This is a genomic window from Salmonella sp. A1325, assembly GCF_056991255.1.
The window spans coordinates 160,056-175,561 of record NZ_JAMLWO010000008.1 but is presented as its reverse complement, the minus strand read 5'-3'; the positions used below and the strand labels follow the sequence as shown (position 1 = coordinate 175,561).

Annotated in this window: 13 protein-coding genes; 4 read left to right on the top strand and 9 right to left on the bottom strand. The window is 52.9% G+C overall.

Annotated elements, in window-relative coordinates; translation table 11 throughout:
* Nucleotides 1–60: 60 nt before the first annotated feature.
* From cadB to hmpA, 3 genes are all read right to left on the bottom strand, one after another.
* On the bottom strand, nt 61–1,392 hold the full coding sequence (gene cadB, locus NAZ64_RS16390; protein WP_000100008.1) for a cadaverine/lysine antiporter: 1,332 nt from the start codon (nt 1,390–1,392) through the stop codon (nt 61–63).
* Nucleotides 1,393–1,752: 360 nt separating this feature from the next.
* On the bottom strand, nt 1,753–3,294 hold the full coding sequence (cadC, locus tag NAZ64_RS16385; RefSeq protein WP_220569706.1) for a lysine decarboxylation/transport transcriptional activator CadC: 1,542 nt from the start codon (nt 3,292–3,294) through the stop codon (nt 1,753–1,755).
* 181 nt (nt 3,295–3,475) lie between these two features.
* Nucleotides 3,476–4,666, bottom strand: a complete 1,191-nt coding sequence (gene hmpA, locus NAZ64_RS16380; protein ID WP_000883147.1) for an NO-inducible flavohemoprotein — start codon at nt 4,664–4,666, stop codon at nt 3,476–3,478.
* A 324-nt stretch (nt 4,667–4,990) separates the two neighbouring features.
* Here hmpA and glyA point away from each other — a divergent pair, with 324 nt between their 5' ends.
* Complete coding sequence (gene glyA, locus NAZ64_RS16375; RefSeq protein WP_076934893.1) at nt 4,991–6,244, top strand: serine hydroxymethyltransferase; 1,254 nt, start codon at nt 4,991–4,993, stop codon at nt 6,242–6,244.
* Nucleotides 6,245–6,439: 195 nt separating this feature from the next.
* Nucleotides 6,440–7,579 (top strand): 3-phenylpropionate MFS transporter, encoded by a 1,140-nt coding sequence (locus NAZ64_RS16370; protein WP_001173729.1) that lies wholly within the window; start codon nt 6,440–6,442, stop codon nt 7,577–7,579.
* Here NAZ64_RS16370 and csiE read toward each other — a convergent pair.
* Complete coding sequence (gene csiE, locus NAZ64_RS16365; protein WP_039590993.1) at nt 7,574–8,851, bottom strand: stationary phase inducible protein CsiE; 1,278 nt, start codon at nt 8,849–8,851, stop codon at nt 7,574–7,576. The two genes, NAZ64_RS16370 and csiE, sit on opposite strands and share 6 nt — an antisense overlap.
* Before the next feature lie 125 nt (nt 8,852–8,976).
* Between csiE and NAZ64_RS16360 the strand changes: the two genes are divergently transcribed.
* Together NAZ64_RS16360 and NAZ64_RS16355 are read left to right on the top strand one after the other, a co-directional pair.
* Entirely contained in the window at nt 8,977–9,615 is a 639-nt protein-coding gene (locus NAZ64_RS16360; protein WP_001653455.1) for a DUF1007 family protein, read from the top strand.
* Nucleotides 9,606–10,592: a nickel/cobalt transporter gene (locus NAZ64_RS16355; protein WP_220569708.1), complete on the top strand. Its 987-nt coding sequence runs from the start codon at nt 9,606–9,608 to the stop codon at nt 10,590–10,592. Before NAZ64_RS16360 ends, NAZ64_RS16355 begins: the two co-directional genes overlap by 10 nt.
* Here NAZ64_RS16355 and asrC read toward each other — a convergent pair whose 3' ends face one another.
* From asrC to suhB, 5 genes are all read right to left on the bottom strand, one after another.
* The gene (gene asrC / locus NAZ64_RS16350; protein ID WP_000020685.1) at nt 10,593–11,606 is read right to left on the bottom strand and encodes a sulfite reductase subunit C; all 1,014 of its coding nucleotides are present in this window, start codon (nt 11,604–11,606) and stop codon (nt 10,593–10,595) included.
* Between the two features lie 10 nt (nt 11,607–11,616).
* On the bottom strand, nt 11,617–12,435 hold the full coding sequence (asrB, locus tag NAZ64_RS16345) for an anaerobic sulfite reductase subunit AsrB (protein WP_000017586.1): 819 nt from the start codon (nt 12,433–12,435) through the stop codon (nt 11,617–11,619).
* 3 nt (nt 12,436–12,438) lie between these two features.
* Nucleotides 12,439–13,482 carry an anaerobic sulfite reductase subunit AsrA gene (gene asrA, locus NAZ64_RS16340; RefSeq protein WP_086776813.1) on the bottom strand — a complete coding sequence of 348 codons (1,044 nt, stop codon included), beginning with the start codon at nt 13,480–13,482 and terminating at the stop codon, nt 12,439–12,441.
* Between the two features lie 181 nt (nt 13,483–13,663).
* Nucleotides 13,664–14,542, bottom strand: a complete 879-nt coding sequence (locus NAZ64_RS16335) for an alpha/beta hydrolase (protein WP_115285771.1) — start codon at nt 14,540–14,542, stop codon at nt 13,664–13,666.
* A 144-nt stretch (nt 14,543–14,686) separates the two neighbouring features.
* Nucleotides 14,687–15,490 carry an inositol-1-monophosphatase gene (gene suhB / locus NAZ64_RS16330; RefSeq protein ID WP_023214306.1) on the bottom strand — a complete coding sequence of 268 codons (804 nt, stop codon included), beginning with the start codon at nt 15,488–15,490 and terminating at the stop codon, nt 14,687–14,689.
* Nucleotides 15,491–15,506 lie beyond the last annotated feature (16 nt).

Below are 15,506 nucleotides of genomic sequence, written 5' to 3'. Positions count from 1 at the left end.
GCCCCTCCCGCTACGCTATAGCAGGTGACGAAAGGGGCTTTGAGAAAAAGGAGTTAGCGGTTAAAGCGCTTCAGCCGTATTGTTGTCGCTGTCGTTGTTCTGGCGCTGGTGCATTTTGCGGCCGTAGAACATCAGGATGATCAGACTGACGATAAAGGTGCCGGAGAGTTCGAAGGAGCTGGCGCCCATCAGTGCGATGAAGCAAAATGCGCAGCCCAGTACAGAACAAATCAGGCTTACCGAGTTACGGATGTTGAACCCTTCGAAGCGAATCAGGTCAACACAGGAGTAGAAGTACGGCAGCATGGTAAGCAGTACGGCAATCCCGGTCAGTTCGCCGAACAGGTCGGACGCTTTACCGCCGCTGGAGTTCATGATGGTGATCAGAATCATCAGCGCCGTCATTTTCACCGCAGCCAACAGCAGACCTTTTTTCGGAATACCGTTTTTATCCATTTCACCGTAAATTTTCGGGAAGTTGCCGTCGTTGGCGGCGCGAACCCCAGCCTGGCCGACCAGCATCATCCAGGAGCCCAGAGACGTCAGGCAGGCGAAAGCGGTAAAGGCGGAAACCAGCGGCGCAGCCCAGCCACCCAGAATCGTGGAGGTACTGATAGCGAACGGCGCGCCGGAAGAGGCCATAACGGAAGCTGGGAACATCCCGGCGATAACCTGAGTCGCGGCGATATAGATGATGCCTGCCAGCGCGGTACCCAGCATGGTTGCCAGCGGTACGGTGCGTTTCGGGTTTTTCACCATGCCGGTGCTGACGGCGGCAGACTCAACGCCAACGAATGCCCACAGGCAGAGCAGAATACTTTTAACAATGGCGTGAGAGTCGGTCGTCGTGGACGTGTTCCAGTTCGCGTGATAGGTCGCGATATCGAACCAATGCCAGCCGGCGACTGCGGTCAAGACTACCGGGATCAGCACCAGGAATAGGCCAATCGTTGTTAAGCGGCTGACCCAGGCCCCGCCCAGCATATTAATAAAGGTGAACAGCCAGACGATAGCAATACAGGCAATACCTGCCGGTATTGGATTATTTAATGCCGGGAAGAATGTAGAAAGATAAGAAACAGCGGTAATGCCGATGGCTAAGTTACCAATCCAGTTTGCGTGATAATAAAGAACGCCGGTCTGGAAACCAAACGCCGGAGATATTTCCCCAGCATAAGCGATAGGGCCACCCTGTTGAGGGTTTTTGGTTGCCAGCCTCGCATAAACATAAGCCAGCGACATTGCCCCAATAATAGAAATTACCCAGCCCCAGATGGCAATGCCACCAATACTGGCAAGGTTGGCGGGTAATAATGCAATCCCGCTCCCCATCATATTACCGGCAACGACGCCAGTACAGGCAAATAGCCCGATCTTTTTGACAGAACTCATGTTTATTTCTCCTGAGCTGTATTTTTAAGAACCGGGCTTATGCTTCATATATGCTGCGTGCCCGTTCAACTGTCGACAAGATTAACGAATGGGTTGAGATAAGTCCTAAAGAAAAAGTGAAATAAACACAAACATGAAAAAACTGATAGATTGATTTTTTTGAATTAACATATAAATATCATGAAAAATATCATGAAAGGATAAACATCGTTTAATTACAAAGAGTTATATTTACATTTCTTTGCGATGAATATGTTGCCAAAATTAACATAAGCTATTTTTGGCAACATGTTTTTCACAAAATAAAAGCGAAAAATTTAATATCTTTTCGCTTTTATTCGTCATGGTTCAGCGTTAAATTTAGTCTTCTGCCAGAAAACTATTCAGATAAGGGACAATTTTCTGAACGGATGTCTGAAATACGCCATTTTCGATCCAGTACAGTGTGTTTTCACCTGGACGTAAATTAAAGGCGGTCAGATAGGCATCAGCGGCCAGACGATTCTCACCTTTCATTTCGTAAACTTTCCCCAACAGGACATAGTTAAACCACGACATTTCAAGCTCGATGCTTTTATTGATTTCCTCATACGCTGCATCGATATCACCTTTGCCTAACAGATCGACGGTCTTGATTTTATAATAAACAGACGTTTTCTCAACGCCCGGAATTTGATCTATTTTTTTAAACTCTTCGTTCAGTGCGGCCACTTGTTCTTTATCAAACGGCTGCTGTGATTGCCGTAATACATCTACCAGCACTTTATATTCATAGGCATAGTTGAAATCAGGCGTTTCCTTAATAATGCCATTCAGAATATCGCTGGCTTTACCTAGCGCCTGCGCATCGCCGCTCAGAATAAGCTGGCGCGCCTCATAAAAACGCATCAGCGCGGTATTTTGCGGCGTTCTGAACAGGGCCAGTTGTTCTCGCATACGATTAGGCCAGGGCTGTGTTAAAACGAAAGACAGACTATTAAACAGATCATCCTGGATGGACAACTGGTTAGTATTGGTGACGAAATAACGCTTATCCAGCATGGTTGAACCATCGGCGTTATCAATGAGCACCACAGACATAAAGCACTGCTGCGCCCGATAGTGGCGCTGATTGACAAACTGAATGGTTAACGTCTTACCGGAGCTGCTTGGCTCATTGACCCGGTAATTAGTTTTATCGTGCACCATAAAGGTCGAGTAGGTGTTCAGCAGGTCGGTGATTAAGCCGCCCAGACCGATGGCGTAGGACTCCTGCGAGACCCAGTTATTACAGGAATTGCCGCCTTCAAAACGAACATCTATATCTCGTGGGTTAAGTAATAACCGCGTTTTTGTTACCGCGGCATTATGATCTACCACTGACATCACGATAAACACCACCAGCGTCGCCAGCGAGAGCAGGAACATCACCCACGTCCAGAAAGCGGCGATACGCGGCTTTTTCGCCTTTTTAGTCGTCGTTTGCAAAGAGGCGGGCGGCACAGGCGTAGCGGCAGTAACCCCCTCCGTCGGTTCTGCATTCGTCGCTGCGATCGGCGGCGGCGACGTTGATGAATTATCGATCTCATCGCTATTTTCTTCGCACCAGATAACCGGCGCCGTCAGCTTATAGCCGCGTTTAGGTACGGTAACGATGTATTCCGCATTGCTGTCTCCGCCATCTCTTAATGATTTGCGTAGTTCAGAAATGCTTTGGGTGACAACATGGTTGGTCACGATGGTGCGCATCCAGACATGATCAATAATGTTATCCCGGCTTAACACTTCATCCGGATGATGCGCAAAATACATCAGAAGATCGATCAGCCGTGGTTCAAGAGTAATCTGGCGTCCCTGACGACTGATCTGATTAACAGAAGGTGTAACCAGCCACTCTCCAATGCGTACAACAGGTTGCTGCATAAAAAGATGCCCTAACGAGCTAAGTCAAACGTTAATAATAACACGATTTGCACAGACTTTTTTTATTCCCCTTTTTTGTAAAAGAAAGGCATAAAAAGCAGTGTAATAAGCAGGGGAACGGGGAGGAAAACGGGCGTTCGCCTTAACGATAACGCCCGTTTTTTCAGAGGATTTCTTGCAATTACAGCACTTTATGCGGGCCGAAACATTCGTAATGAATGTTTTCGTTATTCACGCCAAGGGAAACCAGTTGTTTTGCGGCAAACTGCATAAAGCCTACCGGGCCGCAAAGATAGAACTGCATTGCCGGATCGCTGATTGCGGCTTCCAGTTTGCTTAAATCCATCAGCCCTTCGCTGTCAAAGACGCGTTGGGCGCGATCGGCCTCGGTCGGTTCGCGGTACCAGGTATGGGCAGTGAAACGTGGCAGTGTACGGCCCAGCTCGCTTACTTCGTCGGCAAACGCATGAACGTCGCCGTTCTCCGCCGCATGGAACCAGTTCACCTGCGCGGTATGCTGTTCTTTCGCCAGCGTATCGAGCATCGCCAACATCGGCGTCTGGCCGACGCCAGCGGAAATCAGCGAAACGGGGGTATCAGCGGCGACATTCATAAAGAAGTCACCTGCCGGCGCAGCCAGATGCACCACATCGCCCACGCTGGCGTGATGGTGTAACCAGTTTGATACCTGGCCGCCGTCTTCACGCTTCACGGCAATACGGTACCCTTTGCCATCGGGTTTACGGGTCAGTGAATATTGGCGGATCTCCTGATGCGCAAAACCTTCCGGCTTCAGCCAGACACCCAGATACTGCCCGGGACGGTATTCCGCCACCGTACCGCCGTCGACCGGTTCAAACTCAAAGCTGGTGATCAGTGCGCTACGCGGGGTTTTCGCAACGATGCGGAAGGGGCGCGTGCCTTCCCAGCCGCCGTCTTTGCTGGCGTTCTCGTGATAAATCTCGGCTTCCCGATGAATAAAGACGTTAGCCAGTACGCCATAGGCTTTGCCCCACGCATCCAGCACTTCCTGGCCCGGGTTGAACATTTCATCCAGCGTCGCCAGCAGATGCGTCCCGACGATGTTGTACTGCTCCGGCTTAATCTGGAAGCTGGTGTGCTTCTGCGCGATTTTTTCTACCGCCGGCAGCAACGCCGGTAAATTTTCGATATTGCTGGCGTAGGCCGCGATAGCATTAAACAGGGCTTCACGCTGATCGCCGTTACGCTGGTTGCTCATATTGAAGATTTCTTTGAGCTCCGGGTTATGCGTAAACATACGGTCGTAGAAGTGGGCGGTCAGTTTCGGTCCTGTTTCAACCAGCAGGGGAATGGTGGCCTTTACTGTAGCGATGGTTTGTGCGTCAAGCATACGTGCTTCCTTTATGTGAAAATCTAATGATGTATATCAAATGCATCTTATAAAAATACCCTTGCATTGTAAATGGTTCTTCTCTGCTTTACGTTATGGAGGTAACAACGTGAAAAATCTGCATCACAAAGCTGAAAAGAAATCCGTTGAAATTCGTCAGGCTCTCGTTCAGGAAACCCTTATCTGACGCATAGGTAATCGTTTGCGTAAAAACCTTTGTCAAGACCTGTTATCGAAGAATGATTCGGTTATACTGTTGGCCGAAGTCCCACGGACTGCCTTTTCAGGCACAAATTTTATTGTTAGCTGAGTCAGGAGATGCGGATGTTAAAGCGTGAAATGAACATTGCCGATTATGATGCCGAGTTGTGGCAGGCTATGGAGCAGGAAAAAGTACGTCAGGAAGAGCACATCGAACTGATCGCCTCCGAAAACTACACCAGCCCGCGCGTGATGCAGGCGCAGGGGTCTCAGCTGACCAACAAATACGCTGAAGGATATCCGGGCAAGCGCTACTACGGCGGTTGCGAATACGTTGATGTCGTAGAGCAGCTGGCTATCGACCGCGCGAAAGAACTGTTCGGCGCCGACTACGCTAACGTGCAGCCGCACTCCGGTTCTCAGGCTAACTTCGCTGTTTACACCGCGCTGCTGCAGCCGGGCGATACCGTTCTGGGTATGAACCTGGCGCAGGGCGGCCACCTGACTCACGGCTCCCCGGTTAACTTCTCCGGTAAACTGTACAACATCGTACCTTACGGTATCGATGAGTCCGGTAAAATTGACTATGACGAGATGGCGAAGCTGGCCAAAGAGCACAAGCCGAAGATGATTATCGGTGGCTTCTCTGCTTATTCCGGTATCGTTGACTGGGCAAAAATGCGTGAAATCGCTGACAGCATCGGCGCATACCTGTTTGTCGACATGGCGCACGTGGCGGGCCTGATTGCCGCAGGCGTTTACCCGAACCCGGTTCCGCACGCTCACGTTGTCACCACCACCACCCACAAAACCCTGGCGGGTCCGCGCGGCGGCCTGATCCTGGCGAAGGGCGGCGATGAAGAGCTGTACAAAAAACTGAACTCCGCCGTGTTCCCAAGCGCGCAGGGCGGCCCGCTGATGCACGTGATCGCCGGTAAAGCGGTAGCGCTGAAAGAAGCGATGGAGCCGGAGTTCAAAGTTTACCAGCAGCAGGTGGCGAAAAACGCCAAAGCGATGGTAGAAGTGTTCCTGAACCGCGGCTACAAAGTGGTGTCTGGCGGCACTGAGAACCATCTGTTCCTGCTGGACCTGGTGGATAAAAACCTGACCGGTAAAGAAGCTGACGCCGCGCTGGGCCGCGCTAACATCACCGTGAACAAAAACAGCGTGCCGAACGATCCTAAGAGCCCGTTCGTGACTTCCGGTATCCGTATCGGTTCTCCGGCGGTTACTCGTCGCGGCTTCAAAGAAGCGGAAGTGAAAGAGCTGGCTGGCTGGATGTGCGACGTGCTGGACAACATCAATGATGAAGCCACCATTGAACGCGTGAAAGCGAAAGTACTGGATATCTGCGCCCGCTTCCCGGTTTACGCGTAAGCGTTTGTGTTGTGTAAATGGCCCGATGGCGCTGCGTCTGTCGGGCATTACTTATGCGCCATAACGTGACGCCGCCGGAAGTCATTATCCGGCGGCGTTGTCGTTTAAACTTCTCCCTCCGCCTGTTAACCTTATGTTACCCTTGCCAGCGCAACCGTTTACCGCCAGACTATCGCCTCCAAACGGGAGGGAATCATGGCATTGCATTCCACGCGCTGGCTGGCGCTCAGTTATTTCACCTACTTCTTTAGTTACGGTATTTTTCTGCCCTTCTGGAGCGTCTGGCTCAAAGGTCTTGGGCTAACGCCGGAAACCATCGGTCTTCTGCTGGGTGTGGGTCTGGTCGCGCGTTTTCTCGGCAGCCTGCTCATTGCGCCTCGCGTAAGCGATCCTTCGCGGTTGATCTCCGCGCTGCGCGTACTGGCATTGCTGACGCTGGTATTTGCGCTGGCATTTTGGGCAGGAACGCATGTCGCGTGGCTAATGGTGGTGATGGTTGGGTTTAACCTCTTCTTTTCACCACTGGTGCCGCTGACCGATGCGCTGGCCAATACCTGGCAAAAGCAAATTACCCTGGACTATGGTCGGGTGCGGCTGTGGGGGTCCATCGCCTTCGTGATAGGGTCGGCGCTGACCGGTAAGCTGGTGAGTTTATACGATTACCAGGCGATTCTGGCGCTACTGACGCTCGGCGTCGCCTCGATGTTGCTGGGTATGTTGTTACGTCCCAGCGTGCCGCCGCAAGGGGAAAGCCGTCAGCAGGAGAGCGCAGGCTGGCCCGCCTGGCGTACGCTGGTGGCACAAAGTTGGCGTTTTCTCGCCTGCGTCTGTTTGCTGCAAGGGGCGCACGCCGCCTACTACGGTTTTAGCGCCATCTACTGGCAGGGGGCTGGCTATTCAGCATCGGCGGTCGGCTATTTATGGTCGTTGGGCGTGGTGGCGGAAGTGATCATTTTCGCCCTGAGTAAAAAGCTATTTCGCCGGTTTAGCGCCCGCGACTTGCTGTTGCTTTCCGCTGTGTGCGGGGTGGTACGCTGGGGACTGATGGGCTGGAGTACGGCGTTGCCGTGGCTGATTGTGATACAAATCCTGCACTGTGGCACGTTTACCGTTTGCCATCTGGCCGCCATGCGCTATATCGCTGCGCGTCAGGGAAGCGAGGTGATTCGTTTGCAGGCCGTCTATTCCGCTGTGGCGATGGGCGGCAGTATCGCGATTATGACGGTATTTGCCGGTTTTCTGTATCAACATCTGGGCGGCGGCGTATTCTGGATTATGGCGCTGGTGGCATTGCCCGCTATCTTCCTTCGGCCCAAAGTGGTTGCCGCGTCATGATTCCAGGATCTTGCGGATCTGCTGCTGCTGGTGCTCTGTGAGGGTGCGATCCGCATGAATTAATGGCGGTGAGAAGAGCGGTAGCGGCGTGGCGTAAGGGGTAACAATCAGCGCTACGCCGCGCGGGCATCCCTCTTTTTGAAACGCCTGGAGCGATATCCGCCTGATATTCAGCGGCAACAGGGTCAGTTCACGCAGTTGCTGCTCAATATGCGTCTCCAGCGCATCATTTTTATCCGCTAACAATACGATCTGTCTCTCATGCAAATCGTTATCCTGCATTAGCCAGGCACCGAAAATCACTGCCACCAGCCCCGTCTCTTCCTCGGAAAAGTGGACACCATATTCGGCTTCAAATCCGGCGAGCGCCTCACGTGTGGTGCGAACCAGACGCGGATAAAGACGGTTGAACTCTTCCGGAAGCGTATTATCGATGCCAATCGTGAATAAACTTCGGTTCAGCGCTTGGGCGAGATGGACATACAGCTGATCGTTAAGCCCTTGTTCGTCGCTGAAGCGTACGTTCCCTTTTTCTCGAAAGCGCAGCACCAGCCGCGCCACTTCCAGTCGCAGTTGCTGCGCCCGTTGATGCGTGTCGCGAATCGGGTCGGGGAGGCGAATCATTGAAAACAGTAACGCCATAAACAGCGCTTCATTGAGCGGTGCGGCCTGCATCACGTGGCGCTGCCAGTGACGACCAATTTCCTGGGCGAGTGGATATTCCGCGCACGACTGCGCCCAAATCTGCTGCACAGGGTTGAATTCCGGGGTGATGCCGGCATGGTGTTGTAGCAGACAATACTGTAAAAAGAGACGCAGGAACTGTACGTCGCGATGTTCAAATGGTTTTTGCAACCGGCGGGCGCACAGATTGATGAGCGCGTGCAGATTAATATCGTCATACAGCGGACGCGCGATACCGCGCTGCTTTAGCGCGTTTTTTAAGGCCGGGGTAAACTGTTGCGTGACGAAGGTCGGGCATAAACGCAGGCCACGCCTGAGCCAGTGTAAAAGGCAAAGGCGCTGATCGAGTGCTGTACCTTCGATCCGATAGCAACCGTTCTGGCATGTTGTGATGGCAAGGCGATGATAGCGCTGGATCTCCAGGCTTGTCTCAGTGATATCCTCACGGGCAGTATCATCATCAACGCCATTAAGCGCGCTGAAGATTTCCACCGTGGCAATTGGCTCCGGCTGGAAAAGCGTCAGCAATACCTGACAGCGGCGCTGGGGAGCGGAAAGTACAGATGGTGGGGCAATTGTCGGCATCATCTGTCAGGTCTCCCGTTAGTTTGTCTGGTAAGGATAGCTAAAGTTTGCGTGTGAAAAATGTGATAAGCGTGCTTTTAGGCCAGGAATGCTGAGGAACGTCACAGAATTTTTATCGCGAGGAACAGATGAAGCCAGTGAAACGCAGCGCCTTAACACTATTTCTTGCCGTTTTATCTTTCGTGGCGGCGGCGCATCCGCACAGCTTCATCCGTCTGCAAACGCAGGTGGTCAGTGAAAATGAGCAATTTGTGGCGTTAAAAATGCGCTGGACAATGGACGCGCTGACATCCGCAGATCTGCTGTATGACGCCGGAAACGCGGCACCGGGGTCAGAAATATGGAAAAAGTTGGCGGCGGAAGTGATGGCTAACGTACTTGGGCAGCACTACTTTACAGAAGTGTGGCGCAATGGCGCGAAAGTGAAGTTTAAAAACAGGCCGACAGAATACGGTATGACGCGTGACGTGCATCAGGCGGTATTGACCTTTACGCTACCGCTGGCTGAACCGCAGCCGTTAAGCGGACAAACTTATACCTTTTCAACGTTTGATCCCTCTTATTATGTCGATATGCATTATGACCAGGACAGCGATATCACGATGCCGGAACCGCTGCGCGAAAAGTGTCGGATTCAGGTTTATACTCCTGCGCCCGGCGAAGAGACGCTACGTTTCGCCCAGTCGCTGGATAAAGAGGACGCGCCGCCGGAGGATATGGATTTAGGTAAACAGTTTGCCCAAACGGTGACCTTGCAATGTCAGTAATTTTTTCTCAACGCGCTCCGGGGCGACGCTGGCTCTCGCTGTGGCCACTGGTGTTATTCCTGCTGTTGATGCTGGTTGGCGGTCTGTGGATATGGCAGGCCTGGCCGCAGGTGATGTTGAAAAGCGCTCTTTGGCAGCGGGACGTAAATCAGCAGTTGAGCGCGCTGCTTAACGCGGTGGCGACGCATCCTGAGCGGGCGGGCGGATCGTTGCTTCTGCTGAGTTTTATGTATGGCATGCTTCATGCGCTGGGGCCGGGACACGGCAAAGTGGTGATCGCGACATGGCTGGCGACGCATCCTTCGAAGCTGAAATCAAGTATCGTGTTAACCCTCGCCGCCGCGTTATTACAGGGATTCGTGGCTATCGGGTTGGTGGTGGGCGTGCTGACCGTATTGCAGCTTCCGGCCAGGCAGCTCCATCTGAGCGGCTTCTGGCTGGAAAAGGGGAGCTATGCGTTAGTTGGCGGGCTGGGCATCTTGCTGTGCTGGCGGGCCATAAAAAGGTTACGCGCGCTGCTACGTAAACCTGTCTTTATCGCTTTTACGCCGCGCCATGTTCACCATGAAAAATGCGGCTGCGGACATCAGCATTTACCGACGCAGGAACAATTGCATAGCGGCGATGACTGGCGCGCGCGACTCATGATCGTACTGTCTATGGGGATGCGGCCCTGTTCCGGGGCGATAATGGTGCTGTTATTCAGTAAAGTGATTGGCGTTTTTAGCTGGGGAATGGCGTCGGTACTGGCGATGGCGGCAGGAACCTCGCTAACGATTACCTCGCTGGCGCTGCTGGTACACACTTTTCGTGCTCTGGCGGTGAAACTCAGTGGAAACAAAGCGCCGGCGTTATGGCGGCAGGTAGGCTGGTCAACGCTGGCGCTGGCCGGAGGGATCATACTGCTTGTCGCGGCGCTGGTCATGTGGTTTAGCGTGCCGCAGCCTGTGGGCGGGCTGCGGCCATGGCGTGGTTGATTAGTGCCCGGCGGGTTTGAGATGCATCCGCGCGACGGATTCGTCTTCGGCCCAGTAAATGCGTTCGGCGACCATCGCTTCCGGATTGAGCTGAACGCCGCGCAGTACCCGTTCTTTAAAACGCAGGTAGCCGCCTTTGTCGATCAGATGGCCCATATGTAGATAGATTGGTTTTCCGCCGAGCATCTCTTTTTCAAATTCATACAGGTTAACGATCACCTGCTTTATCACATCTTCAGTCACCCAGTTGAGGAAGAGCTTGCCGACGCGCGGCGTCTTTTTACTGGTGCGTCCGCCCAGACGGACTTGCCAGAGCTGATCCGGCTTACGTTGCCAGGCCAGCGTCGGACAGGCCAGCACGCACTCGCCGCAGCCGATACAGGCGGACTCTTCTTTGACCGCTTTGCCGTTCTTCAGCGCCAGGCAGCCTACCGCGTGGTGACTACAGGCCTTCACACAGGCGCCGCAACCGATACAGCGATCGGCAGTGAAGCGCATTTTCGCCACGCCAATAATCCCCAGATCGGCCATTGACGCCTTCGCGCAATCATTCGGGCAGCCGACGATGACCGTTTTGAGATGATAAGGGCTGGGATAGACCAGTTTTTCAAGACGACGGGACAGACCGGTCGTGTCAGTGTTGGCTTTCTGGCAAATGCGGTTCCCCTGACAGGCGACAATATTTCGCCCGCCAATAGCGAGATAGCCCGCTTTGGTATCCTCAACCTGGACGTCGCACAGTTCTATTTCAATCTCGCGAAGAAACGGCTCCAGCGCGGCGTTCACGTTGTCGATATCTTCGTAACGGATACCCGGCATCGCCAGCTTCTGGCGGGTAGTGAGGTGAATTTGTCCGTTGCCCCAGGTTTCGGCGATGTCACGCGCCACCGTTAGCAAATGCGCGGGCAAAATACCGCCGGGAATGCGGACGCTGATCATGGCTTCGCCGCGCACTTTTGACAGGCGATATTCGTTTTTTGCACGGGCTTTAATGATATCAATATCAATGCTCATGATGTTCTCCTTAATCGGCAAAATGTTGCGCGACGGCGTAGTTAAATATCGGGCCGTCGGTGCAGACATACACTTCGCCCATACGGCAGTGGCCGCACTTCCCGACGGAGCAGGCCATCCGGCGTTCGTAGTCCACCCAAATTTGCTCCGGCTTGAGCCCTTTTTGCAGCAGCATTTTTACGGTAAAGGTAATCATTATTGGCGGCCCAACGACGATGGCCTGCATGGTGTCGATATCGCTAAGCGTCATGTCGGCAAGCCGATCGGTCACCCGGCCAATCTGGTAACGGTCATCAGCCTCGCCTTCATCCAGCGTGAGCACCAGATTATGTTTGCCGCGCCACGTCGCCATTTCTTCTTTGTACAGCACGCAATCGCGATTTTTATAGCCGAGAATCATATCCAGCTGACCAATTTCCTGGGGATTCTCAACGAAATAGCGCATTAAGCCTTTCACCGGCGCGACGCCCGTGCCGCCTGCGACAACCAGTAAGGGTTTATGGCGCAGCGTATCGACCGGATAGCCATTGCCATAGCAGCCGCGTAGCCACACGTTGTCGCCTTCTTTCAGCGTAAAGAGGGCGCTGGTCACTTTTCCGACATTACGAATCAGCAGATCTATCCAGCCGTCGCCATAGTCGGAAACGGAGATGGGCGCTTCGCCGACGCGCGGCAGCGACACCTCAACAAATTGCCCCCAGTGCGCGGGAAAATCGACGGCCACGCGGAAATTCCACTCCAGCGGCGTGTGGCGAGTAATACTGAGGATGCGGTACGCCGCAGGCAGCAAACTGTGCTGCGGTTTATCATGACAGGAACAATGTGACATGCGTTATGCCTCCTCTGCCAGCGCCTGCCGAACGGCAGCGGTCATTTTGTTGATAATCAAAGAAAATTTGATGTATTGCGGGCAGCGATCGTCGCAGCGGCCGCAGCCGACGCACATATGTTCAATGCCGTTGCGCGCTTTGTAGTCATTGACCTTATGCAGGGCGCGGTAGCGCAGACGCTCGCCGGGTTTTTCGCGAAAACCATGACCGCCGGCCATGTCGCTAAAGCCCGGCACCATGCAGCTTGCCCACTGGCGACGGCGTTCGCCGCGCTGCGGATTTTCATCATAGGCGACGTCAAAGACGCTATAGCAGGTACAGGTTGGGCACCCGGTAGTGCAGCGGCCACAACTGATGCAGCGGCTGTCGTAGGTGTCCCATAGCGGATGGCGGGTGAGAATGTCGCGAATTTTTTGCGGATCGCGGCAAACGCTGTCCGGCGTGACGACGGTTTCCCGGTTTTCGCTGACGAAAGAGGGGGTATAGTCAGCCTCCTGCCCCAGCCCTTGTATCGCCGCCTCGATAAAGGGATCGCGGATGCTGACAAGCGCGCCCTCATCGCTAAAACGCATGGCGGCGCTATAACAGTCAGTTTTATTGGTACCCATTGAGACGCAGAAACAATTTTCGAAGCTTTCTTCACACTCAATAAGGACGAAACGAATATGCTCCCGTAGCAGTTGATAACTGTAATCGGAATTATTCCCATTTGATAAATACATATAATCCAGCCGCGACATGGCGTTAATGTCGCAGGCGCGGGCAAAGATGATTATCGGGGAGGTGTCTGTCTCGGCAATTTGAATGGTGTCTTTATCGAAATAAAAGAGCGTTTCGGTGATAGGGGCAATAATGGTATTCGGCGACATGTGCGATTTCTCGTGCCAGATGAGATCGCGCCAGCCGCTAATTCGTTGATAAATAATGTTGTCAGTGTCGGAAAAACGTCCGCCGCGAAACTCTGCGGACGGGGCAAACACGCGCCATTTTTTGTTTAATCGCTGGATAAGCAGACTAAACTCGTCAGGCGTAATTTTGATAGCCATCACATACTCCACAGTAATATTCAGGAAAAACAAATGAAAATAAATTGTTATAAAAATCAGTTGAATATTACTGTTACGCTAGCGCTAATCCACCGCCTTCGCTAACGGGAAAAAATGGTTTTTACTATCGGTATAATAAATATATTCTTAATCATAAAATATGCATATATACAGCGTCGCGCTATTTAGCGGATAGCGCGGTCTGAATAAAATTAATCATTGCATCGCGGTAAAGGTTTTCATAACGCCCGGAAAAAGCATCAATGTGATCGCCGCCAGGAATGAAGATTTTTTGTTTGGGCTCTTGGGCGAGGGCATACAATTTCTCACTGTCCTGCCAGGGAATAACATGGTCTGCCGTGCCATGAAGAATCAATACCGGAATGGGGCTGACGCTGGCGATATTGCGATCCGCGCTATAGCGGTCATCAAGCAAATAGCCGCTGCCCGGGATCATCTGGTTGGCGATGGAGGAATAGGATAAAAACGTTGAGTCGAGGATAATCGCACGTATGCCCGCCTGGTCGGCGTAGCGCATATTTGCGCAGCCTACGCAGTGGCCTACGGCGGCCAGTACATTATTACCGCCCAGGCTCTGCCCCAGCAGTACCAGGCGCTCGGGGTTAACGTCGGCGCGATGCCGCACATAATCTATCGCGCTTTTCGTATCGTCCTGTAGCCCCTCTTGTGATGGGGTACCCTCAGATTCGCCAAAACCACGGTAATCAAACATAAACAGGTTTACGTTGCGTTCTGGCAGCCAACTGACTAACGGCCAGTGCGCCGACATATTTCCGGCGTTGCCATGGACATGAATCACCGTCGCGACGGCGTTTTCCGGCCTGCCGAAAGCAGTGGGAATAAACCAGCCGTGCAGATGCGTGCCATCTTTGGCGGTAAAGGTAATGGATTCAGCTTCGGCAGGGGTTGGCCCATAGACTTTATTGTCCGGGTAATAAAAGGCATTGATCGCTACGCGGGGTAGCAGATAAATACAGACCACAATGATAAACAGAATAAAAAGGGATTTGACGATGCGTCGGGTATGTTGAAGGGTCATGTTCGCTTCCTTGCCGCTTTATGCCAATAGCGGAGCAGGGAGCGATCGTACAAAAACATGCAGGCAAGTAAAGCAATCAGGTTGTGTTTAGGAAAAACGCCTGAAAAGGCACGGCGGATGAGTGGCCCCATCCGCCGAAGAGACTTAGCGCTTCAGCGCATCGCTCAGTTCGTCGCGCATATTCGCCAGCATGGCTTTAACGACGCGCGGATTCCCCGCCACGATATTACCGGTCATCATGTAGTTATGACCGCCGGTGAAATCGCTGACGATACCGCCCGCTTCACGAACCAGCAGTTCGCCCGCGGCGAAATCCCACGGACGAAGGCCAATTTCAAAGAAACCATCGACACGACCTGCAGCCACATAGGCCAGATCCAGCGCGGCGGAACCGGTGCGGCGGAAATCGGCGCATTCGGTGAACAGCTTGCCGATAATATTAATGTAGGTGGTCGCGTATTGTTTGGCTTTGAACGGGAAGCCGGTGGCGAGAATAGTGCCGTCCAGATCGCGAGCGGTACTGCCGCGCAGACGGTAGCCGTTCAGTTGCGCGCCCTGACCGCGGGTGGCGGTGAACAGTTCGTTACGCATCGGATCGTAAACGACAGCCACTTCAGTACGGCCTTTAATGCGTACAGCAATGGAAACAGAGAAGTGTGGCAGACGTTTGATGAAGTTGGTGGTGCCATCCAGCGGATCGATAACCCATTGAACATCCTGATCTGTGCCAACGAGCTCACCGCTTTCTTCGGTGATAATAGTGTGTTGCGGGTAAGATTTGCGAATGGTGTCGATAATCACCGCTTCAGCGGCCTTATCTACGTTGGTCACAAAATCGTTACTGCCTTTTTGGCTCGCTTCTACAGCGTCCGGAGTTTCATAGTTTTTGGCAATTACATTACCCGCCTTGCGCGCTGCGCGCACGGCGATGGTCAGCATCGGATGCATCGGTCTCTCTCACTGG

What these genes read in the sequence shown, in the direction of transcription:
- cadB (WP_000100008.1), bottom strand. Translation starts at nt 1,392, where the DNA reads ATGAGTTCTGTCAAAAAGATCGGGCTATTTGCCTGTACTGGCGTCGTT.
- cadC (WP_220569706.1), bottom strand. Translation starts at nt 3,294, where the DNA reads ATGCAGCAACCTGTTGTACGCATTGGAGAGTGGCTGGTTACACCTTCT.
- hmpA (WP_000883147.1), bottom strand. Translation starts at nt 4,666, where the DNA reads ATGCTTGACGCACAAACCATCGCTACAGTAAAGGCCACCATTCCCCTG.
- glyA (WP_076934893.1), top strand. Translation starts at nt 4,991, where the DNA reads ATGTTAAAGCGTGAAATGAACATTGCCGATTATGATGCCGAGTTGTGG.
- NAZ64_RS16370 (WP_001173729.1), top strand. Translation starts at nt 6,440, where the DNA reads ATGGCATTGCATTCCACGCGCTGGCTGGCGCTCAGTTATTTCACCTAC.
- csiE (WP_039590993.1), bottom strand. Translation starts at nt 8,851, where the DNA reads ATGATGCCGACAATTGCCCCACCATCTGTACTTTCCGCTCCCCAGCGC.
- NAZ64_RS16360 (WP_001653455.1), top strand. Translation starts at nt 8,977, where the DNA reads ATGAAGCCAGTGAAACGCAGCGCCTTAACACTATTTCTTGCCGTTTTA.
- NAZ64_RS16355 (WP_220569708.1), top strand. Translation starts at nt 9,606, where the DNA reads ATGTCAGTAATTTTTTCTCAACGCGCTCCGGGGCGACGCTGGCTCTCG.
- asrC (WP_000020685.1), bottom strand. Translation starts at nt 11,606, where the DNA reads ATGAGCATTGATATTGATATCATTAAAGCCCGTGCAAAAAACGAATAT.
- asrB (WP_000017586.1), bottom strand. Translation starts at nt 12,435, where the DNA reads ATGTCACATTGTTCCTGTCATGATAAACCGCAGCACAGTTTGCTGCCT.
- asrA (WP_086776813.1), bottom strand. Translation starts at nt 13,482, where the DNA reads ATGGCTATCAAAATTACGCCTGACGAGTTTAGTCTGCTTATCCAGCGA.
- NAZ64_RS16335 (WP_115285771.1), bottom strand. Translation starts at nt 14,542, where the DNA reads ATGACCCTTCAACATACCCGACGCATCGTCAAATCCCTTTTTATTCTG.
- suhB (WP_023214306.1), bottom strand. Translation starts at nt 15,490, where the DNA reads ATGCATCCGATGCTGACCATCGCCGTGCGCGCAGCGCGCAAGGCGGGT.